The sequence below is a fragment of the Streptococcus sp. FSL W7-1342 genome, from assembly GCF_037966635.1.
In the GTDB taxonomy this organism is placed as follows: Bacteria; Bacillota; Bacilli; order Lactobacillales; family Streptococcaceae; genus Streptococcus; species Streptococcus salivarius_D.
This window is the reverse complement of the sequence record NZ_CP150200.1, coordinates 567,842-592,742: the sequence shown is the minus strand read 5'-3', so window position 1 is coordinate 592,742 and position 24,901 is coordinate 567,842. Positions and strand designations below refer to the sequence as shown.

The following is a 24,901-nucleotide window of genomic DNA, read 5'->3' as shown; positions in this document are numbered from 1 at the left end:
CTACTTCCTTATCTTCAATACACTTCTTACAGGTATATATTCAGATAAGAGGGAATTGGAAATTTTACTCAAACTTCCAAACCTTGCCAGACAAGATTCGAAACAGATATTTCAAAATCTTTATTTACAAAACTGTCAAAACAGTCAATTATATTATAACACGATTAGAGTTATTCTTCTATTCAGACTTTTAGACGCTTTCTCTATAATCTCTGCCAAGCAAAACTTAGGGGCTAAATAATTTTAGAAGCGTTTTCAAACGCTTTACACGAAGATAACTTTTCCCTTACGAGAAAAGTTATCTTTGGAATTATACTAATTGTTTGTACAAATCAACATATGCCAAACTTGCTGTATCCCATGAGAAGTCACGTGTCATCGCATTGTGCTGGAGTTGTTTCCAAGCATCAGCGTTGTTTTCGTAAACATCGAGAGCTTTTTCAAGGGTTTGAACCATCCAGTAACCTGAGAAGTTACCAAATGAGAAGCCTGTACCTGAGCCTGTCACAGGGTTGTAAGGTTCAACAGTGTCACGAAGACCACCAACCTCACTAACCACTGGCAAGGTACCATAGCGCATAGACATCATTTGAGAGAGGCCACATGGTTCAAAGGCTGAAGGCATAAGGAAAATGTCACAACCAGCATAAATTTGTTGAGCCAACTCTAGGTTGAAGGTAATGTTGGCAGACATTTTTTCTGGGTAAGCATGACCAAACCAAGAGAAAGAATTCTCATAGTCGCTATAACCAGTACCCAAAAGAACAATCTGAACATCATGTTGCAAGATGTTGTGAAGTTCATTGACCACCAAATCGAAACCTTTTTGGTCAGTCAAACGAGACACCATACCAATGACTGGTACATCTTCACGAACTGGAAGACCAAGACGTTCTTGAAGCGCTGCCTTGTCTTTGGCTTTACCCGACAAATCATCCACTGAGAAGTGGTAAGGAATGTGGGTATCCGTTTCTGGATCAAGGAGGTCCGTATCGATACCATTAACAATACCAGATAACTTACCAGATTCCATGCGCATGATTTGATCAAGGCCTTTACCAAATTCAGGTGTTTGGATTTCTCCAGCATATGAAGGTGAAACTGTTGTGACACGGTCTGCGTAAAGAACAGCAGCTTTCATCCAGTTGAGGCAGTCATTCCAACGAAGGGTACCATCTGCATAACGCTCATAACCAACACCGAAGATTTCCCAAAGCATACCACTGTCAAATTGACCTTGGAATTCAATATTATGGATAGTGAAGACTGTCTTAATACCTTGGTAAGCTTGGATCCAATGGTATTTTTCCTTAAGTAGGAATGGAATCATGCCTGTGTGGTAGTCATGAACATGGAGAATATCTGGAATAAAGTCCACTTTTTCCATCAACTCAAGGGCAGCCATTTGGAAGAAACCAAAACGCTCACCATCATCCCACTCACCGTATACCGTACCACGGTTGAAATACTGCTCATTATCAATGAAGAAGAAAGTCACACCATCACGGACAATTTTCTTGATGCCGACATATTGACGACGCCAACCAACATTTGTATAGAAGAAGCCAAGGTCTTCAACCTGATCGCCAAACTTAGCCGAAACCACATCATAATAAGGGAGAATTACGGCAACTTCGTGACCATTTTTAACAAGAGATTTAGGAAGGGCACCGATAACGTCACCTAGGCCACCTGTTTTAGCGAAGGGCGCACCTTCAGCTGCTACAAATAAAATTTTCATCGTACAATATCCTCTGTTACAACGCTACCTTTTTTGATGACAACTGGGTTGTTTTCTGTACCGCGAATAGTAACACCTTCAGCGATTTCAACACCTTTATCCACAATCGCATACTCAACTGTAGCGCCTTTACCAACTTTAACACGTGGGAAGAGAACTGAGTGGTCCACGCTTGAACCCTCTGCCAAATCTACGTTACGTGAAATCACTGAGTGTTCCACCTTACCACGTACAATAGAACCTGATGCAAATTGAGACACTTTAACATCAGAAGAGTCTGCATAGTATGTTGGCTCTTCATTTTTAACTTTTGTATAAATTTTTTGGTTTGGTGCAAAAAGTGAATAGAATTTTTGCGATTCCAACATATCCAAGTTGGCATCAAAGTACGCTTTCACTGAGTGGATATTTGAAAGGTAACCAGTGTACTCGTAAGCAAAAGCATTTTCAGCAACTGCCAAATCACGAAGTACATAACGAAGCTTACGTGGTTCTTCTTTAGCTGCTTCTTCTTCCAATTTTTCAATCAAGAATGGTGTATCCACAACAAAGATATCTGTAGACATATTGTAAACTTCTTTATCTCCACCCTGGAAGAGTTCATGGCCAAGCACTTTGTCAGATTCATCAATTTCCAAAATGGTGTTTACATCTGAAATGAGTTCTTTCGGAAGTTTTTTGTAGACAACAGTAACTTTTTGTTCTGTTGTATTGTGAAGGTGGAAAACTTGGTTAAGATCAATATTGACCAAAACATCACTGTTAAGCGCTACCGTTTGGTCTGAACCTGAACGTTTAAGGTAAGTCAAAATTTGACGATAGTATTCTTCATCAACAGTTGAACTTTCAACTGGAGTGTTATAAATACCAAGGTAGTAGTGGCTGAGGAGTGTTGACAAGCCCCACTCACGACCTGAACGAATGTGGTCGAAAACAGAACTGATGTTTTCGTTTTGGAAGATACCAAAGACGCTACGGATACCAGCGTTAGCCAAGTTAGACAATGGGAAGTCGATGAGGCGATATTTTCCACCAAATGGTAGGCTGGCAATAGGACGGTGCTCAGTCAAACCATCCATGTCATGGAATCCTACGGTATTTCCTAGAATTGCAGAATATTTATCAATCTTCATCTTTTGGTACCCCCACTACTTCATTGTATCCTACTACTTGCACTTCTTCTGTACCGTCAATTTCCACGCCTTCAGAAATGTGTGCCCCTTCACCTATAATCGCACGTTTAATTTTTGCGCCTTTACCGATAACTGCACCACTCATAATCACTGAATCTTCAACGACCGCACCTTCACGGATTTGGGCACTTGTTGAAAGCACTGAATGTTTAACAGTTCCATCAACCAAACAGCCATCAACAACGAGTGAGTCTTCAATTTCAGCATGTTCACCAAAGAAGTTTGGTGGAGCAATCATGTTACGTGAATAAATTTTCCATTGACGGTTACGGCTATCCAAGGCATTTTCAGGAGAGATATACTCCATATTTGCTTCCCAAAGGGATTCGATAGTACCTACGTCCTTCCAGTAGCCTTCAAATTCATAAGCATAGACGCTTTCACCTGTTTCAAGATAAGCAGGAATAACGTTCTTACCAAAGTCAGACATATCAACCGCACTCTTTTCAGCTGAAACCAACATATTGCGAAGACGTTTCCAGTCAAAGATGTAAATACCCATTGATGCCTTAGTAGATTTAGGATTTTCAGGTTTTTCTTCGAACTCGACAATACGGTTATTAGCGTCTGTGTTCATGATACCGAAACGGCTAGCTTCCTTAAGTGGCACATCAAGAACTGCTACAGTAAGACTCGCGTTATTTTCTTTGTGTGCTTGGAGCATGTCATCATAGTCCATCTTGTAAATATGGTCACCAGACAAGATTAAAACGTATTCAGGATTGATACTGTCGATATAGTCAATGTTTTGGTAAATAGCGTGGCTGGTACCTTCAAACCAACGATTACCTTCACTAGCTGAGTAAGGTTGAAGAATTGATACACCAGAGTTAACACCATCCAAGCCCCAACTTGAACCATTTCCGATATGGTTGTTCAAAGCAAGTGGTTGATACTGTGTAATGACACCAACATTGTTAATCCCTGAATTGGCACAGTTTGACAAACCAAAGTCAATGATACGGTAGCGTCCACCAAATTGAACAGCTGGTTTGGCAATACTTTGGGTCAATTTTCCAAGACGAGTTCCTTGCCCACCAGCAAGGATCAAAGCCAACATTTCATTTTTCATGAATAGTCCCCCTCATGATTTTTTGTTTCATCCTCAAAAGGATGACGAGACAATCAGTCGAAACTGATTATGACAATTAAAGTAAGTTTTTTCACCAATGGTAACAGTTCGAAAATCAAAAGCATCTTAGAATTGTGATTATCTTTCTATCACCCCGAAAAACAAATCGTGTACACGTTTAAGTCTACCCTTTATTTCAAGCGACGTTTTACACGCCAGATACTTGCTCCTAGAGCAGGTAGGGTGAAGCTAAGGGTATTTTCATAGTCCTTCCACTTCGCCTTTTGGGTACGGGTTTCAGGATTTCCTTCTTTCCAAACACCACCGAATTCTTCCATCTCAGTGTTAAGCACTTCTTGGTAGATACCAGCTACTGGCAATCCTATAGTGAAGTTTTGTCGTTCCACTGGAGCTAGGTTGAAGACACAGACGAGGAAGTCACCCTTATCGCCTTTGTCATCCTTACGAATGAAGGAAAGAACACTTTCAGCTCGGTTATCCGCATCGATAATTTCAATACCATCGTAAGAATCATCAATCTGCCAGAGAGATTTATGGTCCTTGTAGAAAGCATTCATATGGCTAGTAAAGGCCTGCATCTTCTGGTTCATCTCATCTTCAAGATTACCCCATTCGAGTTGATAATCAAACTTCCACTCCAAGAATTGACCAAACTCAGAACCCATAAAGAGCAATTTCTTACCTGGGTGACAGAGTTGGTAAGCATAGAGGTTACGAAGACCAGCAAACTGATTATAGCGGTCACCCCACGTCTTATGCATCATGCTCTTCTTACCATGAACCACTTCATCATGTGAGAAAGGTAGAACATAGTTTTCATTGAAGCAATACATGAAACTGAAGGTCATCAGATTGAAGTCATACTGACGGTAAACTGGATCTTCTGCGTAGAATTTGAGGATATCGTTCATCCAACCCATATTCCATTTGAAGTCGAAACCTAGACCACCTTCTTCAATCGGTTGGGTGATTGGCGTTGCTGCAGTTGATTCTTCCGCAACCATCATAACATCTGGATAGCGTTTTTTAATTTCACGATTGAGTTTTTGAAGGAAGCCGTAGCCTTCCAAGTTACGATTTCCACCGTCCTTGTTAGGCATCCATGGACCTTCATCATAGTCCAAATAGAGCATGTTAGATACTGCATCCACTCGGATACCATCGATATGATAATTTTCAATCCAGTAAAGAGCACTTGAAATAAGGAAAGACTGAACTTGATTTTTTCCTAAGTCAAAGTTAAGTGCGCCCCAACGATAGTTATGAGCTCGATCGTGATCCTGATATTCGAAAGTTGGTGTACCATCGAAGTAGGCCAAAGCATCGTCATTCTGTGTATAGTGACCTGGGACCCAGTCTACCAAGACACCGATATTATTCTGGTGACATGCTTCTACGAAATCTTGAAATTCTTCTGGTGTGCCATAGGTATGCTCAAAAGCAAAGTAACCCATAAGCTGGTAACCCCAACTCATCCCAAGAGGATGAGCCATGAGTGGCATGAATTCCACGTGGGTATAGTTCATCTCAACCAAATATGGAATCAACTCTTCTTTCAATTCTTTGAAAGTATAAGGTTGACCATCCTCTTTTAGTTTCCAAGATGATGCATGAGCTTCATAGATATTAACCGGACGTTTTTGGAAACCAAAGCGTTTACGACGACCCATCCAAAGGCCATCCTTCCACTTCTTAGTTTTCTTCTTACGAATCACAGCTCCTGTTCCAGGACGAGGCTCTAAGTAAGTCGCAAAAGGATCCATCTTTTCGACGACTTGACCTCCCTTACGTTTCACCAAGAACTTATAGAGTTGTCCTTCCTCTGGGAGAGCTGAAGTTGCCTCCCAAACACCGATATGGTTTTTGGTCATATCCAGAGGTTCATCAAACCAACCTGTGAAATCTCCAATTACCTGAATCTGCTCAGCATGAGGGGCCCACACACGGAAGATAAAACCTTCTTCTCCCTCTAATTCATGCACACCCAAATAATTCTGAAGGTGGAAGTTCTCACCTGTTCCAAATGTGTACATGGCTTCATCGAGATTCATACCATCACTCCTTTCTTAAACTAGCCTTGATAGTTCTAACTATCAAGAAATTAAAACATTGAAATATATGTAAATACACTAGAAAACCCTTCAGACCGATAGGGCTTACAAGTAAACAAAACCACTTATGTAAGCGTTTACTGTATTATAACATTTTTTGACATTCTTGTCAGTAAATCTCCAAATCTTTTTTCATATTATCGAACACAAAAGTCTTACGTAATTTTCCAGAAATATGTAATTCAACAATACCTGAATCATACTCAGCTTTTGCGACATAGAGATTATCGTAAATATCTGCATATGAACGATATGAAAATTCTTGTACGGTTTGCTTACGCTCAATTAATTTGGCAACTTTAGCAACCAAGTCTTTCTTAAGAGTCACTTGATTCCAATCCACCTGATTAACAGCATCAGGGGCATTGTAGCTATTCATGGCACGCTTAACATCCGCTTCCGTGTAATTTCCATCTTCACCTGTTGCAACCATCTTACTACGCTGGAATTCTTGTCCCAATTGCATGAAACACATCCCCTGCATAGTCAGATTGAGGGCATTAGCCAAGTAGATACGTTTTTCAATATCCTCTGGCGAATCATGTGGATGCAAATGGTGCATCAAATCATTCAAATTGTAGTTGTCATGCGCTTCGATATAGTTGAGGACCTGACCAGGCATGAGGTAGTTTACAAAACCACGGCTACCAAGCAGGCTCTTGGCAATCTGATCTTCCAATGGAGCTCCAGACACATAGCCATTACTGATGTGCCCATAGACCTCTGCTCCCTTGACCGCATCACGCGCATTGTCATTGAAAAATCCGATTCTAGGCATCAAGGCTGCATTATCCTTCTTGGCCTTTTGGTCTACAGGAAGTCCAATTCCCATATCCCATCCTTCACCATAAAGAAGAATCCTAGGATCAATATCATCCATAGCCGAACGAATAGCATTCATCGTAGCAACATCATGCAAGCCCATGAGGTCAAAACGGAAACCATCCACTCCAAATTCTTCTGCCCAATAGGTTAAGGAATCAATCATATACTTACGGTACATTTCCTTTTCACTGGCTGTTTCATTTCCACAGCCTGATCCATCTTGGAAAGACCCATTGTCATGCATTCGGTAGTAATAAGCCGGCACAGATAGTTGGAAAGGAGAGCTGTAAGATGAGTAAGTATGGTTATAAACCACATCCATGATAACCCCTATTCCTGCTTCATGGTAGGCCTGAATCATTCTCTTAAGCTCTAAAATCGGTGCCACAGGATTCTTTTGATCAGCAGCAAACTGACGGTCCGGAACATTGTAATTCTCAGGATCATAGCCCCAGTTGTAGAGAAGCTTACCATCTTTATCATAGGTTTTATGGTGATCAAAGACTGGTTGCAGTTGGACATAGTTGTAACCCATACGTTTGAGGTAATCAAAACCAGTCACATCTCCATGGGCATTTTTAGTCCCTTTCTGACAAGCACCTAGATAGGTTCCTCTATAGGATTTCTTAACACCGGACGTCTCTGAAATCGAGAAGTCACGGAGGTGCATTTCACAGATGACGGATGAGCAAGCATTTGCCTTACGCCAGCTCGCTTTTTGCTTGGTAACCTTTTCATACCCTCTTGGGACAAGTCGCTGTGGATTGACCACCAAACTTTTTTTATTATCTAAGCTAAGGGCAATACTGTAGGGGTCTCTCGTATCCTGATAGAAGCTTTCCTCATGGTACACACGAAACTGGTAGGCTCCCCCATCCAAATCCTTTTTGACAGTGGTACTCCAAACACCGTGAGTATTCATCTCATGACGGTCCTTATTGACACTGGTTCCTCGGCTCATCTTAATGATCTTAGGCTTTTTACTGCCCTTTTTAAAAAGTAAGAGCTGTACACGACGAGCTAGAGGTGACCAAAGGCGAAACTCTGTAGCCCCTTTTTCATACTTATGACCCAACCAGCCTTGAAATCCCCACTTCTGGTCAAATTCCTGTCTTCGGAGAGCCACATCAAAGGCATGCTGGTCGCGACCTTCAAAACTATGGCTAGTCAAGGCTGCCTGTTTAGAATAATAAACCGTTGGATCACCTTCAACTATCCAAATAGCATTTGGAGCATCCCCTAGGAAACGTCGAACGCGATAATCATGTGTTTGCCTCGACCAGTCTTCCGTTTTTACCAAAAGATTGACAGATTCAATAAAACGATTGGAGGGAGAAGTAACCTGACCAACAAGGCCAAAATCATCTTCACGTGAAAAATGGGCTTCTTCGCCCCAATAACCATCTAGCCACTTCCACATACTGTATCTGGAATAGTCGCCATGCATACTATGAAAATGAACGGTTAATAAATTGTCCATTTTTTACTCCTTAGTTTTCGTTACTCACTTTTTCTCCTATTATAGCAGAAAATGTTCGTTTTGTAAGCGTTCTTATGGAAGATTTTGCAATTTTTTGGTCTATTTTGAACATAAAAAAAGAATGAGAAAACAAATGGCAAAACACTCATTTTTCTCATTTCTTTTGTCTATTTTAATTCTTTTAAAAACCAGGCTTGAGACTCTTTCCAGTTCATTATTCTTGAGTCATCAAAACCTTACGTGGTTTGGTACCTTCAGCTGGTCCGATAACGCCTGCTTCTTCCAACTCTTCCATCAAACGAGTGGCACGGTTGAAACCAACTGACAGACGACGTTGAATCATGGAAGCACTTGCTTTTTGTGTTTCAAGGACCAAAGCCTTGGCCTCTTCAAAGAGTGGGTCACCTTCTGAGCTACCACCATTGGCAGAGGAACCTCCACCAAAATCATTTTCAGAAACTTCACCAGGATCAAAGCTCTCATCATAGTCAGCTAAAGCCTGATCCTTGATAAAGGTCACAATACGTTCCACGTCATCATCAGAGATGAAGGAACCTTGTAGACGAACAGGGTGGTTCTCATCAATCGGTTTGAAAAGCATATCCCCACGTCCGAGTAGCTTTTCTGCCCCATTTTCATCTAAAATGGTACGACTATCTGTTCCCGAAGACACCGCAAAGGCCACACGAGATGGCACATTGGCCTTAATCAAACCAGAGATAACATCAACCGATGGTCGTTGAGTGGCGAGAATCATGTGAATTCCCGCAGCACGCGCTTTTTGCCCCAGACGAATGATGGCATCTTCCACTTCCTTACTGGCTACCATCATCAAGTCAGCCAACTCATCAACGATAACCACAATTAAAGGCAAGGGAATCTGTTTTTCTTGCGACTGAGCGTTCCAGTCTTCTACCTTGGCATTGTAGCCAGCAATGTTACGCACGCCAAACTTACTAAAGAGTTCGTAACGATTTTCCATCTCATCTACCACTTTTTGAAGAGCCTTAGCGGCCTTACGTGGGTTAGTCACCACAGGGATAAGGAGATGAGGAATATCATTGTAAACCGAAAGTTCAACCATCTTCGGATCGACCATGAGAAACTTCACCTGGTCTGGACGAGCCTTCATAAGAATACTAGAGATAATACCGTTAACCGCAACCGATTTACCAGAACCCGTAGATCCAGCGACTAGCAAGTGAGGCATCCGTCCCAAATCAAAGCTACGAGCCGAACCATCAACTGCCTTACCGAGAGGAACTTCCAAGAGCTTATTAGGGTCTGTCTTGGACTGTTCCCAAAGTTCACGGAAAGAAACCGTCGCAATCTCTGAATTAGGCACTTCGATACCAACCAAAGATTTTCCAGGAATAGGTGCCTCAATACGGACATCTTTCGCAGCTAGAGCCAGAGCTAAGTCATCCGCTAGATTTGAAATGCGGTTAACACGAACCCCAACAGCAGGCTTGACCTCATACTTGGTCACTGACGGTCCAATTTCAGCCCGCTCAACCTTGACATCAATATTGAAACTCTTGAAGGTATCTTCTAAGATTCGAATATTCTTACGAACGATGTTCTTCTCTTTAGATTGACTCTTCGGCTTATCAGGTGCAAAGAGATCTATATGAGGTAATTTATACTGCAGGAGTTCCTTAGGCGTGAAATCAACCTCGACAGGAGCATCATCTCCCTCAACCACCATAGATGGCGGAAACTCCTCGGTTGGCACATCCTCTGGATAAGGTGCATAATCTTCTTGGAAATCCTCATAATCCTCTGGAGGCAGATTATCATAGTAATCCTCAGAGGCATAATCACTGATTTCAGGTTCAGATGCAAAAATCTCAGCTTCTTGTGGCAAGGCCTCTGCGGCATCATCTAAGATTTCTCCCGTCTCCTCGTCGACAGTTAAATCAGCCAGACGCTCGGCCTCGGCACGTTCTTCTGCTTCACGTTCTTTCTGAGCCTGACGTTCTGCCTTCTTCTCCTGACGTTGAGCCGTCCGTTCCAAACGCTTCTCAGCCCCTTTCTGCCAAGCTTCCTTAGCATACTCCATGATATCCAAGACATCCCAAGGGCTAAGAATGAAAGCACCCAAGAGAATAATCAATACCCCAATCATGAAGCTACCGATATTTGAAAAGAGGAAGGAAATCGGTTGGTACAGAAGAGCCCCCAACATACCACCACCCGCAAAACGAGCGACTTGCACACTCACAAGTTCCCCAAAAAGCAAGTCCTTGGTACCAGGGAAAATATCCAGACCACTCATACGATCTAGACTAAAGAGATAGGCGTGAAACTCCAACAAGAGCCCCGCGAAGACCATCCAAAATCCTGTGACATAGTTACTGTGTTTACGTAACCATTTAAAGCCAAAGAGATAAACATAGATAGCAAAAATTAAAGGGTAAGCCATACTCCCCACAAATACTCGAAAGATATTATAGAGGGTAACCCCAAAGAAACCCAATCGAAAGACTGGGAAAATTAAGACAAAGGCAAAAAAGAAGGTCCATAGCATTCGCTTAATCGCCTTCTGTCTGTCTAATTCCGCTTTTGTAAGACGCTTCTTACCGTTCTTAGAAGCCGTCCCTTTTTTCGTTTTTTTCGTTGTAGCCATAGGTGTATTATACCACGTTTTTAGACATGAAAAAAGAGAGACAAGTCTCTCCTTAGATTGAAGACAAAGTCTTCTTTTGACATTATTCTTCAATTAACGATGTTGAGTGAACCGGACGATTCTTACCATCTGGATCAATATATTGAATAGCTTGGTTGATAGCGATAGGAGCTTCACCCATTCCCACAGCAATCAAGTCAATCTTACCTTCATATTCTGCTGCATCACCGATAGCGTAAACACCTTCTTGTGAAGTTTCAAACTGGGCATTAACCGTAACGCTAGAGCGTTTGAAGTCAACATTCCAGTTACGAAGGTTTTTATTGTTGGTTGAGAAGCCAAAGCTAACAATAAGGGCATCAAGTGGCAATTCCACGACCTCGTCTGACTTCACTTTTTGAACAGTCAAACTTTGGGCAAGACCATTTTCACCCTTGATTTCAAGTGGAACATAAGGCGTCATCACATTAACTGATGATTGATGAAGCAGTTCTACACTATGCTCATGGGCACGAAAGGCATCACGTCGGTGAATCAAAGTCACGCTCTCAGCAATCCCATCTAGGTGATTGGCCCAGTCAACAGCTGAATCCCCACCACCAGCAATCACAACCTTCTTACCAGCAAATTGGTCCAGGCTATGCACATTATAGAACAAGTTATTATCTGCATAATCTTCTTCATTGTCCACACCTAAAGGACGTGGAGCGAAAGCACCATTTCCACAGGCAATGACGATAGCCTTAGACAAGTGTTGGCCCTTGCTAGTAGCAATTGTGAAGATGCCATCTGTCTTTTCAAAGGTTTGAACTTCCTCTTTCAAATGAATGCTGACACGATCTTCAAAACGCTTAAGCTGAGTCAAGAGGTTTTCTGTCAATTCCGCACCTGTTGTTTGAGGAAAGGCTGGAATATCATAGATTTTTTTCTCAGGGTAGAGAATGGCAGGCTGTCCACCAAGCTCTGACAGACTCTCAATAATATTAACAGTCATGCCACGTAGTCCAGCATAAAAGGCAGCCCAAAGTCCTACTGGCCCACCACCGATAATGGTAATATCATAAATCTTTTCTTCTGACATTTTATTTTCCTTCTGCTTTTATCTCTTCTAAAATCTGACGTTCTTCATCCGTAAAGTCATAGTTTTCCAAAAGATCTGGTCGACGCTCCCAGGTCTTACGCAAACTCTGCTTCATACGCCAACGTCGAATATTGACATGGTGCCCTGACAAGAGCACATCTGGCACCTTCATGCCGCGAAACTCAGCTGGGCGAGTGTACTGTGGAAATTCCAAGAGCCCTGATGAGAAACTATCATCCTTATGACTAGCTTCCTTACCCAAAACTTCGGGAATCAAGCGGACAGTAGCATCTACAATAGTCATAGCAGCTAGCTCTCCCCCAGTCAAGACAAAGTCTCCCAAGGAAATCTCGTCTGTCACCAAAGTTTTGATGCGCTCATCATAGCCCTCATAATGGCCACAGATAAAGACCAGTTCCTCTTCTTGCGCCAATTCTTCTGCATAGGCCTGATCAAAGGTACGACCAGCAGGATCTAAGAGAATAACACGAGGCTTAGTGACGTTAAGCTTATCAAAGGTATCAAAAATTGGCTGGGCACGTAGCAACATGCCTTGGCCGCCACCATAAGGTTCATCATCTACATGACGAGCCTTTTCCGCATTTTCACGGAAATTGTGATAGTTGATTTCTAGAAGTCCCTTATCCTTTGCCTTACCAACAATGGAATGCTCTAAGGGAGCAAACATATCTGGGAATAGGGTCAAGATATCAATCTTCATCGTCTAATCCTTCCATGAGCTCAACCTCAATACGACCAGCCGCAACATCAACATCAAGAACTACAGGTGGGATATATGGCAAGAGCAAATCTTTCTTGCCTTTACGTTTTACTACCCAAACATCATTAGCACCCGGTTGGAGAATCTCTTTGACCTGACCAATCAAAGTATCACCTTCATAAACATCAAGGCCAATGATCTCATGATAGTAAAATTCCCCGTCATCAAGGTCTGTTAGATTTTCCTCAGCAATCTTAAGACTGCAGCCCTTATACTTCTCTACATCATTGATATGGTAAAGCCCTTTAAACTTAACGATATCAAAGTTTTTATGTTTACGGTGACTCGCAATCTCGACATCCATGATGTAATTATCTTTGTCATCAAAAAGGGCTAGGACACTTTTCTTCTTAAAACGTTCATCCGCAAAATCTGTTACAGACAAAACACGAAGTTCACCCTGCAAGCCCTGTGTATTCACAATCTTTCCAACGTTATAGTATGTCATTGCATTTCCTTATTATCTGTTTTCTTATTCAAATAAAACCACGACTCGACCAAGTGCTTATCATCATCTGACAGCCATCACAAAACAAAGGTTTTTCTTCGGGTCGAGGTCTCGTTATTTATGATTTTAAAGTGGTATAGAATGTCTGACCTAGGCCAGTCAACCCCTCTATTTTATCAAAAAGGACACAAAAAAACCAGCTTTCTCTAGCTGGTACTTATAGTCCGTACGGGATTCGAACCCGTGTTACCGCCGTGAAAAGGCGGTGTCTTAACCCCTTGACCAACGGACCATAATCTGTGTCTCTACCCTCAGGTAGAACTGGGGTAGCTGGATTCGAACCAACGCATGAGGGAGTCAAAGTCCCTTGCCTTACCGCTTGGCTATACCCCAAAAGACTCTTATTATTCTACAGAAAAACTAGTAGGCTGTCAACACTTTTTTAAAACTTTTTTTCAAAAAAAGCAACCGGAAGTACCGATTGCTAGGAGTTAGGAGATTTCATCATCTAAGCGAACTTAGATAGATGATACGAGGTCGCTTCAACCTCATATGAAAAAAGAAAAGTTTTAGGATGGTATAATTATATGTTTTGCTAGAAATAAAGTCAAAGAATTTGACTCGCAAAATCCGACTTAGGATTAAGAGTTATGATAACCCTCCCTAGTCCCAAGATAACAAGCTTAGTTGATAGCTTTATTCATCATCCTGCGAAACCAAATGATGTCTAAAGGCATAAACGACTGCCTGAGTACGGTCATCAACATTGAGTTTTCCAAGGATATTAGACACGTGAGTTTTAACGGTTTTCAATGAAATAAATAGCTCATTAGCAATAGTTTGATTGTCATACCCCTTAGCCAGAAGGGCCAAGATATCACGTTCACGTGCCGTCAAGTCGTCGTGTAGGTCCGGATGGCTATCATGGTATTTAATCTTATTGTCTACCTCAGTTTCGATAGCTTCTTCACCACGGTAAACCTTACGGATACTATTGAGAATCTCTGCCGCACTGCTGGTTTTAAGCATATAGCCTTTAGCACCAGCTTCAATGACTGGGTAAATTTTTTCATTGTCCAAATAGCTAGTCAAAACCAAAATCTTGGCTTCAGGCCATTCTTTGAGCAATTCCAAAGTCGCTTGAACACCATCCAATTCAGGCATGACAAGATCCATAACAACGACATCTGGACGCAGTTCCAAGGCAAGGTCAACACCCTCTCGACCATTGCCTGCCTCCCCAACAACTTCTACATCTCCTTGAAGATTCAAGAAACTTTTAAGGCCCAAACGGACCATCTCATGGTCATCGACCAAAATCACATTAATCTTATTCGACATTGTCTTCTCCTCTTAATATCGGCACACGGACATCAATAGATGTCCCCTTACCTTTAGCAGATAGGAACTGCACAGTTCCTGCCATTTCATCGACACGCTCTTGGATATTTTTCAGGCCATAGCTCATCTCGTCAGTCGACGCATTTAAGTCATAACCAACACCATTATCCAACATTTTCAATTGAATTTCCTGACTATTTTGATAGAGATAAACCTCTATCTGGCTAGCCTTGGCGTGTTTAAGGGTATTAGAGATAAACTCTTGGGCAATCCTAAAGAGATTATTTTCAATACGCTTGGGCACTTTCTTGACCATATCCTTGTAGACGACATGGATATTGGATTTATCGGTTAATTCCCTAAGGATCATCTGCAAGCCTTCTTGCAAGGTCTTGTTCTCAAGCTCTGTCGGACGAAGATGCAAAAGCAAAACACGCATATCATTTTGAGCGTCCGTCAGCATGGCCTCAACCGCCTGGATTTGATTATGCAGGTCTTCCTTACTTAGCTGGTCCGCCATCTGAGAGACACCAGATAGGATCATACTAGCCGCAAAAAGTTCCTGACTAACGGTATCGTGAAGGTCACGAGCAATACGTCCGCGCTCCTTCTTGATAATATCACGGCTTTGTAGAGCTTGGGCATTTTCAGTTTTCTGCAAGTCCTTAGTCAATTTACGCATCTTATGAGACAAGCGCATCATATTCTTGTCTAACTCAATATCTCCCTGACGTTTGACTGGTTGATTATTGATAATGCGGCGCAAATCCTGATTGACTGAACGCATACTGTTATCATTAGCAATGGCCCAGAGAATATAAAGCAAAATGAGCAAACTCAGAACCACAAAAACCATGTTAAAAAGGAAGTGGAAGGCCTGAGACAGATTGCCGAAAACTAGTGAAAAGTTGAGGTTAAAACTATCCATCACTACAAGGGTAACGCCAACCAAAACTACAACCGAGTAAATCAGGATTAAAAATATGTACTGTTTCTTCATTTGCGACGTACCTCCACTGGTCCAGCTCCCACATTGAGAATCAATTTAACCGTCCGATGGGCATGCTCATACTCTGCACCTTGCAAGGTCAAGCTTTCATAACGGAGGTCGTATTCATCTTCATTAAAGAAGGTGACAGAGCTATAGATTGCTGATATGTTGAGTTTTACGGAAACATCAATTGGTACCAAGATAGTCGTCGGTCCATAGAGTTTCTGCAAGATCACGACATTATCTCTCCCTGAGACAATAACCTGAGTCAAATCAATCACATCTGTCCCAAAGAAACGGATGATATTGATATCATCAAAGTCATAACGATCACTGACAGGTTCCATACGAGTCCCAATCCACTGATTTCGGACAGCCCGAGGATTCAAATTATCTTCTTTGAATTGGATGAGGGCATAGCGATTCTTTTTCTTAACCTGTGAAAAATGGTTTATCATGACATAAGCCACACCCACTAGGATAGCAAGCACCACATAGATATTCCACATGGAAACCAGAAAAAGTGAGATCAAACAGATGGTCAAGACAAAATCACTCTTGGACTCCTTGTTAAAAAAGCGAACGGCCAACAAGGTCAAGACCAGAATGAAAATAAAACTGGTAATATCATTATTAAAGATGGTGATCAGGCCCAGAGTCAAAAGCAGGGCTTCCACCACTAAGAAAAAATTAAATTTGGTCATAAGGACCTCTCAAATAAAAGTATACAGGCTTCATTCTATCAAATTTTAAGGCAATTGACAAAAAGACCCAGTTTAAGCACCGACTAACCAAGATAGAAAAGGGGCCGCAGAAAGCAAAAAAAGTGCCTCCATTACAGGAAACACCGTCTTTCATTCAAAAATCCTAATCGTCAGTTTCGTCCATTTTACTATTTATGAGTTGCACCGTACTTCTGATTTCCTCCAGTATGACACGTTGTTCCGCCAACTCCTTCTCAATCTCAGCCAATTTTCTTTCAGTCTGACGACCTGACCGCACAAAAATATTATTGAGAGAGCTTGTTAACAACCCCAGAGTGGCAATCCCACTAAACATGAGAACGACCGCAACGGCCTTACCTACCAATGTTTGAGGAACGATATCGCCATAACCTACCGTAGTAACCGTTGCTACAGACCACCAAATAGCATCAATAAAATTATGGTGCTCTACTCGGGCAATGACAGCACTACTGATAAGGATGATAATACTATTAACCGAAAGCAGAAAATAAAAGCCATTTCTGCGATTAATGCGATTGGAAATGTGCTTGAGCTTGCTACTCAAACCAATTAAGCGTGAGAGTTTGGCCAATCTGGCAAAGCGTCCCACCCTTGAAAAACGGAGGAAAGTAAAGACTTCATTGTAGGGAATAATAGCCAACAAGTCTAATACATGCGTTTTAACAAAAATTCGCTTACGAGGTGCCAGGGAGAAACGAATCGCATAATCAATGGCAAAGATGAGCGTTATAGACTGATCTATCACTCTGAAAGGTCGCCTTCCAATTGAAATTAAGCCAACTAAATCAAAGATAACCAAACCTATGGAAATCAGGGCCAGGACCGTCATGACGATATCGTAGGTAATGATATACCTTCTCAGTTTTCTACGGTTTCTCATAGCGTCTCTCCTATATGTGATGTCTTCATTATAAAAGAATCTCTGACCCCTGGCAAGCAGGCCTTTTAAGCTATCGACAAGAACTCTAGATAAGAAAAAAGAGAGATTGAAGAACCTCTCTTTATTATGTCTCAATTATTAAAAACTATTGTTGGTCTGTGTGAGTAGCCTCTGTCGGTGTTTCAGTACTAGAGCTTGTGCTTTCAGTACTTGAGCTCGTCGATGACGAATGTGTCGTACTGCTTGAGCTTGACTGTAGGCTTGAACTTGCTGTTGCAACCGAAACATAGAGAATCACTGTACCATCAACACTTGTACCAGCTTGTGGATCTTGATAAAGGACCTCTGTACTGCTAGGAACCTTATCCTTGTCTAACTTAGCACCAGTATTATAGTCATGATACTCGATGCTACTACTTGAGATACTCTTACGATTCAAGGTTTGAACCGCTGTTGAAACCGTCAAACCAGTCACATCAGGCATGGTAACTGTCTTAGGAGTTGCCACACGGAACTTAATCTTGGCCTTACTATCCTTAGGATTGAAAGACTTGTTTTTACCTGGACTTTGAGATAGGATTTCTCCCTCTTCAGCACTGTCGTCTTCGACATGCTGAATATCAATTTGGTCCTCAGAAACGCCATAATTCGAAGTTAAATCCTCAATGGCATCCTTATAATTTTTACCTTTGTAGTCTTTCAAAGCGAAACCTTTACTACCAGAAGAAACATAGATATCAATGCTTGATCCTTCTTTTCGTGTGGTTCCAGCTGTAGGATCAGTCTTTACGACCTTGCCTGTATCGACAGAGTCATCTTCCACTTCCTTAACTTCACCTACCTTAAATCCAGCACCCTCAATTTTAGTCTGAGCTGTGGACAACTCTTGACCGACCACGTTAGGCACCTGAGTACTATCAGGGTTGGTAAATACCAAATAGGCAAAAATGATAATCCCGATAAAGACCAACCCCAGGAATACCTTGAGTGATGTCGAGAAAAAGCTTTTCTTTTTTTTCTTCTTTTTATTCTTAGCTAGTGTTGAATTTTTCCTTGGTTGCTTACTTACAGCTTGTTTTGACTCTGATGACTTGGCAGTTGCCTTTTTCTCAGAGCTTACTGACGGAACTGGAGTAACCTTAGGCAAAGTCTTAGTATCCGTCATGTCATCAAAGACTACCTTCGCATCACGGCTATGGCTAGGATATAAGCTAGTTACTAAATCTCGGCTCATTTCCAAAGTACTGTTATAACGATTTTCAAGCTTTTTAGCTGTCGCTCGAATAACCACATTTTCCAATGCCTGAGGAACATTATGATTCTCAGCCAAGATTGATGGTAATGGTTTTTGGAAATGCTGAAGAGCGATGGTAACTGCACTATCACCATCATATGGAATACGCCCTGTCAACATTTCAAAGAGCATGATACCCATAGCATAGATATCACTTTGGATAGTTGCTTTAGATCCACGCGCCTGCTCTGGTGAGAGGTAGTGGACAGAACCCAACATAGAATTGGTTTGAGTCAGACTAGTCTCTGCAAAGGCAACCGCAATCCCGAAGTCTGTAACTTTGGCCCTACCGTCCTTAGTTAAAAGAACGTTTTGTGGCTTAAGGTCACGGTGGATAATACCCTTTTGATGGGCAAGAGTCATGGCAGAAAGAATCTCTCCCATAATACGCACAACATCTTGGTTAGAAAGTGGCGCATGGTCTTGAATATATTTCTTCAAGTCCGAACCATCCACGTACTCCATCACCAAGAACTGCTGGCCGTCTTCTTCGCCAATGTCTCGGATTGCAACGATATTGGGATGACTGAGTTCTGCCATGGCACGTGCTTCACGCTGGAAACGTGCCACAGCTACCTGATCGGTTTGATAATTAGTACGAAGCACCTTAATGGCCACTTTCTCATTATCCAAGATCAGGTCATTAGCCAGATAAACATCCGCCATACCACCACGTCCGATAGCTTTAAGGATTCGATAACGTCCAGCAAACAATTTGCCAACTTGGATCATTATCCTTCCTCACTTTCTACTTTAACGAGGGCAACGGTAATATTGTCAAGACCACCTGCCTCATTTGCAGCGGCTACTAGACGACTGGTTTTTTCTTCAAGGAAACCAGGACTGTTAACAATATGAACAATCTGTTCGGTTGAAATCATGTTAGTTAGGCCGTCTGAATTAGCCAGAATATAGTCTCCTGGTTCCAATTGTTGGACACCAAGATCAGCTTCAATTGGAGCGGCCTGCCCCACAGATTGTGTAATAATATTACGTTGTGGATGAACAGCTGCTTCCTCTTTTGTCAATTGACCAGCCTTAATCAGAGCATTGACCAAAGAGTGGTCATTCGTCAATTGCTTATACTCACCATTACGGATAAGGGCAATACGTGAATCCCCAACATGAGCAAAAATCACAGCGTTATCAACAAAGGCAAGAACCTCAATAGTTGTTCCCATTCCCTTATATTCTTCGTTTTGGCCAAGTTCATAGATTTTACGATTTTCTGCATCAATGGCAGCAATCATCCAATCACGAATTTGACTCAACTCACGAAAATCAGTGTTAATCCAGTCACGACCAAGGTCAGTCACTGACATCTCACTGGCAATATTTCCAGCACGGTGTCCACCCATTCCATCTGCAACAACGACAAGGGTAACACCAGCTTGGTTGACAAATTTATTAACAAAATCTTGGTTGTTTGACCGTTTTTGGCCAATGTCCGTTAATAATGATATTTCCATAGTTTTCTTTCTGACTTGCGTCAGCATTTCCTCCTCTGTAACCCTAAGCTTTTTTACGCAACTGTGCGATGAAAAAACCATCAGTTAGATACTGTTCGGGGGTAATTGCCAAACAGCCATTGACCACGATGTCTTTACATGGATGGTCTAAGGCAACTTGCTCAAAATCAGGATGGCTCTCAAGAAAGGCTTGAATCACCTCTTGATTTTCTTCTGCTATGATGGTGCAAGTACTATATGTTATTATACCACCTTTTCGTAGGGTTTGACAAACGCTGGATAGGATATCCAACTGCACAGCCTTAAGGGACTCAAAGTCTTGGAGGTCCTTGTTATATTTGATGTCGGGTTTCCGACGAATGAGTCCAATCCCTGAACAAGGAGCATCCACTAAAATCTTGTCAAAACTATCAGCCGGAAAGACTTGATGTACCTGACTAGCATCCAGTTTCTGTGTCTTAACCTTATCAGCTAGGCCAAGACGTTGGGCATTTTCTTCGATAAGGGCAAGCTTATGATCATAGAGGTCAAGCGCCGTCACATGTCCACTCGTCAAATAAGAGGCCATATGTACCGTCTTACCACCAGGTGCCGCACAGGCATCCAGGATTTCTTCCTCACCTAGAATCCCTAAAGTTGGTGCAACCAGTTGACTGGTCTCATCCTGAATGGTCAATAATCCCTCTTTAAAATAATCTGTCCCAGCAAAGTAACCTGAAGACTTAACAAGCCCAACTGGTGATAGGACTGAACGCTCAGCCCCAGTGGTCTCTGCTATCTCTTCCAAACGTGACGCATCCGTTACACGCACACTAGCCTTATTTCTCACAAAGAGGCTTTGGAAAATAGCAAGGGCACGGTCTTCCCCGTACTGGTCGATAAGTTTTTTAACCAACCATACAGGTAGAGAATACTGAACAGAATAGCGTTTATTGACACGTTTAATCTGGCTTGGATCTGGCAAAGGCTGGCTTGATAGTTTACGAAGAACCGCATTGACCAGTTTCTCAGCACCCTTTTTATTGCCTCGGTTTTTGGCAATAGAAACGGCATCATTAACCACCGCATGGGCTGGGATCTTATCTAAATAAGCCAACTGATAAAGGCTCAAAAGTAATAAGTCATATACCCAAGGTTCAAGCTTATCACGGTCCTCAATGACATGGGCTAGCATCCACTCCAAAGTAATCTTACGAGCCACGGTCCCATAGACAATTTCCGTCACCAAGGCCTTGTCCTTATCTGTCAGCTGCGACTTGCTCAAATGTGCATTGAGAGCAATATTTGAGTAAGCCCCTTCCTGGAAGACTTCTTCTAAGACTTCGAGTGCCTGTCCACGAGCAGTTTTTTTCCAATCATTGGCCAAATGCATCACCTACTTCAAGATTGCGTCCGACCCCATTAAGGAAATCAGCAATAGCCATACGAGGTTTTCCTGCAGGTTGAACTGTCTTAAGCGAAATGGCTCCTTGACCAGTCGCAACTACCAAACTCTTCTTGGTTTTTTCAATAATATGACCCGCCTGTCCTTGACCTTCTGCCAAGTCCGCCTCATAAATTTTGAAACGTTTGCCATCAAGCAAGGTATGGGCCACAGGCCATGGGTACATACCACGGATTTGATTGAAGATGTCACGAGCCGACTTATTCCAATCAAGACGCTCCTCTTCTGGGCTAATATTTGGCGAAAACGTTACCTGACTGGCATCTTGAGGAACAGGTTTGATTTCTCCAGCGATATAAGCAGGCAAGGTTTCAAGCAAGAGGTCACGACCCAAGACTGCCAATTTTTCAAACATAGTACCAACATTATCCTCGTCAAGAATTGGCAAGGCCTTTTGGCTAACCATGTCACCAGCATCCATTTCCTTGACCATTTCCATAATGGTCACACCTGCTTCTGCATCACCATTGATAATGGCATAATGAATAGGTGCTCCACCACGGTATTTGGGCAGGAGTGAAGCGTGGACATTCACTGCAAAATCCATGCTATCAAGCAACTTACTTGGCAAGAATTGTCCATAAGCCGCAGTAACAATACCATCAGCACCAAGTGACATAAGTTGCGCCATTTCTTCAGAACCTGACAATTTTTCAGGTTGATAAATTGGCAAGTCATGCGCCAAGGCTACTTCCTTGACCGGTGTCATGCGGATTTCTTTTTTACGGCCGACAGCACGGTCTGGTTGCGTCACCACAGCGACAATATCATAACGCTCATCGGTCAAAAGTCCTTCCAGCACTGTCGCTGAAAAGGCAGGCGTTCCCATAAATACTAATTTTGTCATATTCTTCCTTTTCTAGATTAGGTAAAATTCTGAGGTTCATGATCAATAATCAAACGCAGGTCCTTGTTCTCAGGCTCCTGAGTCATGTCAAGGACCCTATTAAGCGTTTCTTCCAAGTTATCCTCAAAACGGTATTTGATAATAATCTGATAATGATAAAGGTTATGTGTTCGGGCAATTGGCTTAGGCGTAGGCCCTAGGAAGGTCACCTTGTCTGACAGGTGCTCTCTTAAATAAGCCATAACCTCATAGCTCTTGCGAACCACAAACTCTTCATCCTTGTGAGAAAGCGTAATCCCTACCGTATAGAAATAAGGCGGATAGGCCAACTGACGTCGAATCCCCATTTCATAAGCGTAGAAACCTTCATAATCCTGTTGCTGTGCAAACCGAATGGCATAATGACTAGGATTATAGGTTTGAATAATAACTTCCCCTTCCTTGTCAGCACGACCAGCACGACCAGCCACCTGAGTCAACAGTTGGAAGGTACGCTCAGCTGAACGAAAATCTGGTAAATTTAGCGACGTATCTGCATTCAAGACCCCTACCAAGGTAACATTTGGAAAATCCAAGCCCTTGGCAATCATCTGGGTTCCGAGCAAAATATCGGCCTTACCACTTCCAAAGGTCTCCAAAAGTTTCTCGTGAGCCCCTTTCTTACGTGTCGTATCAACATCCATACGAATCACTTTGGCTTCTGGCAAAAGTTCCGTCAATTGGTCATAAGCCTTCTGTGTCCCAGTCCCATAATAGCGAATCTGACGGCTCTGACAGTTAGGACAGACATGTGGTATTGCTTTTTGAAAATCACAATAGTGGCAATTCATGGTCTTAGTATCCATGTGCAAGGTCAATGAAATATCACAGTTGGGACAATCATCCACATAGCCACAGTCACGACACATGACAAAAGAGGAATAGCCACGACGGTTCAACATTAGCACGACTTGTTCCTTACGTGCCAAGCGTTCTCGGATTTTCTCTAAGAGAGGTGGCGTAAAATCACTAGCCTCTTGACGGCCCACAAAATCCTTAAAGTCCACCACTTCCACCTGAGGAATTTTGGCATTAGGATTAGCCCTCTGAGTCAACTCAAGAAAATGGTAAACCCCTTTCTGAGCTCTTGCCCGAGTCTCAATAGAGGGTGTTGCTGAACCAAGAACAAGCACGGCTCCATGACTCTTAGCCCTAAGCAAGGCCACATCTCTAGCATGGTAGCGAGGATTGGACTCCTGCTTATAGGTCGCCTCGTGTTCTTCATCGATAATGATAGCTCCGATGTTTTCCAAGGGAGCGAAGATTGCCGAACGTGCTCCTACCACAACCTTGGCCTGACCAGATCTAACCTTTCGCCACTCGTCAAATTTCTCACCGTCTGACAAGCCTGAATGCATGATGGCCACCAAGTCACCAAAACGTGAAATGAAACGATTGGTCATTTGGGGCGTCAGGGAAATCTCTGGCACCAAGACAATAGCCGTTTTCCCCATAGCCAAGGTCCTCTCGATAAGATGCAGATAGACCTCTGTCTTACCTGATCCCGTTACCCCTTCCAATAAGAATGGTTTGCCACCTTGGCCGATTTGGCGCATCATTTCTTCAACCGCATGCGCCTGTTGAACATTAAGCTCAAGAAAATCCGTCTTCTCTACCTTTTCAAAGTAGCTATCGGCACGATTGACCTCAACTTCAGTGATGACCAAGGCACCAGCTTCAATGAAAAACTTAACCACATCTCGTGAAAAAAGCTTGTGGAGGTCTGCCACCTTCCCTAGATCACTCTTCTCTAGCAAGAAGTCTCGTAGTTCTAAACGCCTCTTAGCCCGTTGCGAAATAGCCAAAGTCTCGAGAATGCCCTTTTGAACACTATAGTGCTTCTCAGTCTTGATGTTCTGCTTATCCTTAGCAAGGTAATCAACCGTTACACGCCCAGACTGGACCAGACGAGGAATAGCTTGACGCTGCTCCTCTGACAACTGCGAGAAAAGAACATGATCCTGCCCCTGAAGAAAAGTCTTTTTATCCTCTTCACCCAGTTTATCAGTTGCCATGATAACCTTATCGTACTGTGAATTAAGGAGACCAGGTAGCATTGACTTCAAGATGGAAATCTTATAAGAAAAGACCGTATGTCGCATCTGATCAGCCAAATCCAGCTGATCCTGATTAAGGACTGGCTCATAATCTAAAAGCTCAGCGATAGGTTTCAATTCAGGAAAGTCTCTTAAGTTCTCCTGCTCTTCTAAACCAATAACAAAGCCTTGCAATAGACGATTTCCTTTACCAAAAGGAACATGCACCCGCATACCGATGGCGATTTGTGCTTGCATAGCTTCAGGGATAAGGTAACTATAAGGTCTGTCCGTCTGCATCAGAGGAACGTCTACAATAATTTGTGCTACTAAAACCATAAATTTCCTCCTATCACTTCCTTAAGACCAGTATCTTTCAAGCTCAAGTAAAGCTGAGCTCTTGATTATCATCATAAAGAAGGAAGCTGAGAC

The 24,901-nt window shown here is 42.5% G+C and carries 18 protein-coding genes and 2 tRNA genes; all 20 read right to left on the bottom strand.

Translation table 11 applies throughout. The annotated features are described in order from the left end of the window. Window positions 1–310: 310 nt before the first annotated feature. Window positions 311–1,741 carry a glycogen synthase GlgA gene (glgA, locus tag NSQ79_RS02980; RefSeq protein WP_164332115.1) on the bottom strand — a complete coding sequence of 477 codons (1,431 nt, stop codon included), beginning with the start codon at window positions 1,739–1,741 and terminating at the stop codon, window positions 311–313. Next, window positions 1,738–2,874 carry a glucose-1-phosphate adenylyltransferase subunit GlgD gene (glgD, locus tag NSQ79_RS02975; RefSeq protein WP_156209495.1) on the bottom strand — a complete coding sequence of 379 codons (1,137 nt, stop codon included), beginning with the start codon at window positions 2,872–2,874 and terminating at the stop codon, window positions 1,738–1,740. The genes glgA and glgD overlap by 4 nt, the downstream gene beginning before the upstream one ends. Beyond that, window positions 2,864–4,006, bottom strand: a complete 1,143-nt coding sequence (locus NSQ79_RS02970) for a glucose-1-phosphate adenylyltransferase (RefSeq protein ID WP_164332116.1) — start codon at window positions 4,004–4,006, stop codon at window positions 2,864–2,866. The genes glgD and NSQ79_RS02970 overlap by 11 nt, the downstream gene beginning before the upstream one ends. A gap of 191 nt (window positions 4,007–4,197) precedes the next feature. Next, entirely contained in the window at window positions 4,198–6,078 is a 1,881-nt protein-coding gene (gene glgB, locus NSQ79_RS02965) for a 1,4-alpha-glucan branching protein GlgB (protein WP_339313823.1), read from the bottom strand. Between the two features lie 169 nt (window positions 6,079–6,247). Further along, window positions 6,248–8,443: a type I pullulanase gene (pulA, locus tag NSQ79_RS02960; RefSeq protein ID WP_175060522.1), complete on the bottom strand. Its 2,196-nt coding sequence runs from the start codon at window positions 8,441–8,443 to the stop codon at window positions 6,248–6,250. 214 nt (window positions 8,444–8,657) lie between these two features. Further along, window positions 8,658–11,072: a DNA translocase FtsK gene (locus NSQ79_RS02955; RefSeq protein ID WP_339313820.1), complete on the bottom strand. Its 2,415-nt coding sequence runs from the start codon at window positions 11,070–11,072 to the stop codon at window positions 8,658–8,660. A gap of 82 nt (window positions 11,073–11,154) precedes the next feature. Then, window positions 11,155–12,153: an NAD(P)/FAD-dependent oxidoreductase gene (locus tag NSQ79_RS02950; RefSeq protein WP_270617443.1), complete on the bottom strand. Its 999-nt coding sequence runs from the start codon at window positions 12,151–12,153 to the stop codon at window positions 11,155–11,157. A gap of 1 nt (window position 12,154) precedes the next feature. Continuing rightward, window positions 12,155–12,874 carry a tRNA (guanosine(37)-N1)-methyltransferase TrmD gene (gene trmD, locus NSQ79_RS02945; protein ID WP_164332120.1) on the bottom strand — a complete coding sequence of 240 codons (720 nt, stop codon included), beginning with the start codon at window positions 12,872–12,874 and terminating at the stop codon, window positions 12,155–12,157. After that, window positions 12,864–13,382 carry a ribosome maturation factor RimM gene (gene rimM / locus NSQ79_RS02940; RefSeq protein WP_002884411.1) on the bottom strand — a complete coding sequence of 173 codons (519 nt, stop codon included), beginning with the start codon at window positions 13,380–13,382 and terminating at the stop codon, window positions 12,864–12,866. The genes trmD and rimM overlap by 11 nt, the downstream gene beginning before the upstream one ends. Window positions 13,383–13,602: 220 nt before the next feature. Then, a tRNA-Glu gene (locus tag NSQ79_RS02935) sits at window positions 13,603–13,674 on the bottom strand. 29 nt (window positions 13,675–13,703) lie between these two features. Further along, window positions 13,704–13,775, bottom strand: a tRNA-Gln gene (locus NSQ79_RS02930). A gap of 303 nt (window positions 13,776–14,078) precedes the next feature. Continuing rightward, window positions 14,079–14,723: a response regulator transcription factor gene (locus NSQ79_RS02925; protein WP_002884791.1), complete on the bottom strand. Its 645-nt coding sequence runs from the start codon at window positions 14,721–14,723 to the stop codon at window positions 14,079–14,081. After that, complete coding sequence (locus tag NSQ79_RS02920) at window positions 14,713–15,723, bottom strand: sensor histidine kinase (RefSeq protein WP_164332121.1); 1,011 nt, start codon at window positions 15,721–15,723, stop codon at window positions 14,713–14,715. Before NSQ79_RS02920 ends, NSQ79_RS02925 begins: the two co-directional genes overlap by 11 nt. Further along, window positions 15,720–16,418 (bottom strand): cell wall-active antibiotics response protein LiaF, encoded by a 699-nt coding sequence (gene liaF, locus NSQ79_RS02915; protein ID WP_013990238.1) that lies wholly within the window; start codon window positions 16,416–16,418, stop codon window positions 15,720–15,722. The genes NSQ79_RS02920 and liaF overlap by 4 nt, the downstream gene beginning before the upstream one ends. Before the next feature lie 163 nt (window positions 16,419–16,581). After that, on the bottom strand, window positions 16,582–17,340 hold the full coding sequence (locus NSQ79_RS02910; protein WP_111686502.1) for a potassium channel family protein: 759 nt from the start codon (window positions 17,338–17,340) through the stop codon (window positions 16,582–16,584). A gap of 145 nt (window positions 17,341–17,485) precedes the next feature. After that, window positions 17,486–19,366, bottom strand: a complete 1,881-nt coding sequence (gene pknB, locus NSQ79_RS02905) for a Stk1 family PASTA domain-containing Ser/Thr kinase (RefSeq protein ID WP_002886860.1) — start codon at window positions 19,364–19,366, stop codon at window positions 17,486–17,488. Then, window positions 19,366–20,103 (bottom strand): Stp1/IreP family PP2C-type Ser/Thr phosphatase, encoded by a 738-nt coding sequence (locus tag NSQ79_RS02900; protein WP_002886859.1) that lies wholly within the window; start codon window positions 20,101–20,103, stop codon window positions 19,366–19,368. The genes pknB and NSQ79_RS02900 overlap by 1 nt, the downstream gene beginning before the upstream one ends. Before the next feature lie 43 nt (window positions 20,104–20,146). Continuing rightward, window positions 20,147–21,469, bottom strand: coding sequence for a 16S rRNA (cytosine(967)-C(5))-methyltransferase RsmB (rsmB, locus tag NSQ79_RS02895; protein ID WP_049527646.1), 1,323 nt, complete (start codon window positions 21,467–21,469; stop codon window positions 20,147–20,149). Beyond that, entirely contained in the window at window positions 21,459–22,394 is a 936-nt protein-coding gene (fmt, locus tag NSQ79_RS02890) for a methionyl-tRNA formyltransferase (protein ID WP_049527649.1), read from the bottom strand. The genes rsmB and fmt overlap by 11 nt, the downstream gene beginning before the upstream one ends. Window positions 22,395–22,411: 17 nt before the next feature. Continuing rightward, complete coding sequence (locus NSQ79_RS02885; RefSeq protein WP_013990233.1) at window positions 22,412–24,808, bottom strand: primosomal protein N'; 2,397 nt, start codon at window positions 24,806–24,808, stop codon at window positions 22,412–22,414. Window positions 24,809–24,901 lie beyond the last annotated feature (93 nt).

What these genes read in the sequence shown, in the direction of transcription:
- glgA (WP_164332115.1), bottom strand. Translation starts at nt 1,741, where the DNA reads ATGAAAATTTTATTTGTAGCAGCTGAAGGTGCGCCCTTCGCTAAAACA.
- glgD (WP_156209495.1), bottom strand. Translation starts at nt 2,874, where the DNA reads ATGAAGATTGATAAATATTCTGCAATTCTAGGAAATACCGTAGGATTC.
- NSQ79_RS02970 (WP_164332116.1), bottom strand. Translation starts at nt 4,006, where the DNA reads ATGAAAAATGAAATGTTGGCTTTGATCCTTGCTGGTGGGCAAGGAACT.
- glgB (WP_339313823.1), bottom strand. Translation starts at nt 6,078, where the DNA reads ATGAATCTCGATGAAGCCATGTACACATTTGGAACAGGTGAGAACTTC.
- pulA (WP_175060522.1), bottom strand. Translation starts at nt 8,443, where the DNA reads ATGGACAATTTATTAACCGTTCATTTTCATAGTATGCATGGCGACTAT.
- NSQ79_RS02955 (WP_339313820.1), bottom strand. Translation starts at nt 11,072, where the DNA reads ATGGCTACAACGAAAAAAACGAAAAAAGGGACGGCTTCTAAGAACGGT.
- NSQ79_RS02950 (WP_270617443.1), bottom strand. Translation starts at nt 12,153, where the DNA reads ATGTCAGAAGAAAAGATTTATGATATTACCATTATCGGTGGTGGGCCA.
- trmD (WP_164332120.1), bottom strand. Translation starts at nt 12,874, where the DNA reads ATGAAGATTGATATCTTGACCCTATTCCCAGATATGTTTGCTCCCTTA.
- rimM (WP_002884411.1), bottom strand. Translation starts at nt 13,382, where the DNA reads ATGACATACTATAACGTTGGAAAGATTGTGAATACACAGGGCTTGCAG.
- NSQ79_RS02925 (WP_002884791.1), bottom strand. Translation starts at nt 14,723, where the DNA reads ATGTCGAATAAGATTAATGTGATTTTGGTCGATGACCATGAGATGGTC.
- NSQ79_RS02920 (WP_164332121.1), bottom strand. Translation starts at nt 15,723, where the DNA reads ATGAAGAAACAGTACATATTTTTAATCCTGATTTACTCGGTTGTAGTT.
- liaF (WP_013990238.1), bottom strand. Translation starts at nt 16,418, where the DNA reads ATGACCAAATTTAATTTTTTCTTAGTGGTGGAAGCCCTGCTTTTGACT.
- NSQ79_RS02910 (WP_111686502.1), bottom strand. Translation starts at nt 17,340, where the DNA reads ATGAGAAACCGTAGAAAACTGAGAAGGTATATCATTACCTACGATATC.
- pknB (WP_002886860.1), bottom strand. Translation starts at nt 19,366, where the DNA reads ATGATCCAAGTTGGCAAATTGTTTGCTGGACGTTATCGAATCCTTAAA.
- NSQ79_RS02900 (WP_002886859.1), bottom strand. Translation starts at nt 20,103, where the DNA reads ATGGAAATATCATTATTAACGGACATTGGCCAAAAACGGTCAAACAAC.
- fmt (WP_049527649.1), bottom strand. Translation starts at nt 22,394, where the DNA reads ATGACAAAATTAGTATTTATGGGAACGCCTGCCTTTTCAGCGACAGTG.
- NSQ79_RS02885 (WP_013990233.1), bottom strand. Translation starts at nt 24,808, where the DNA reads ATGGTTTTAGTAGCACAAATTATTGTAGACGTTCCTCTGATGCAGACG.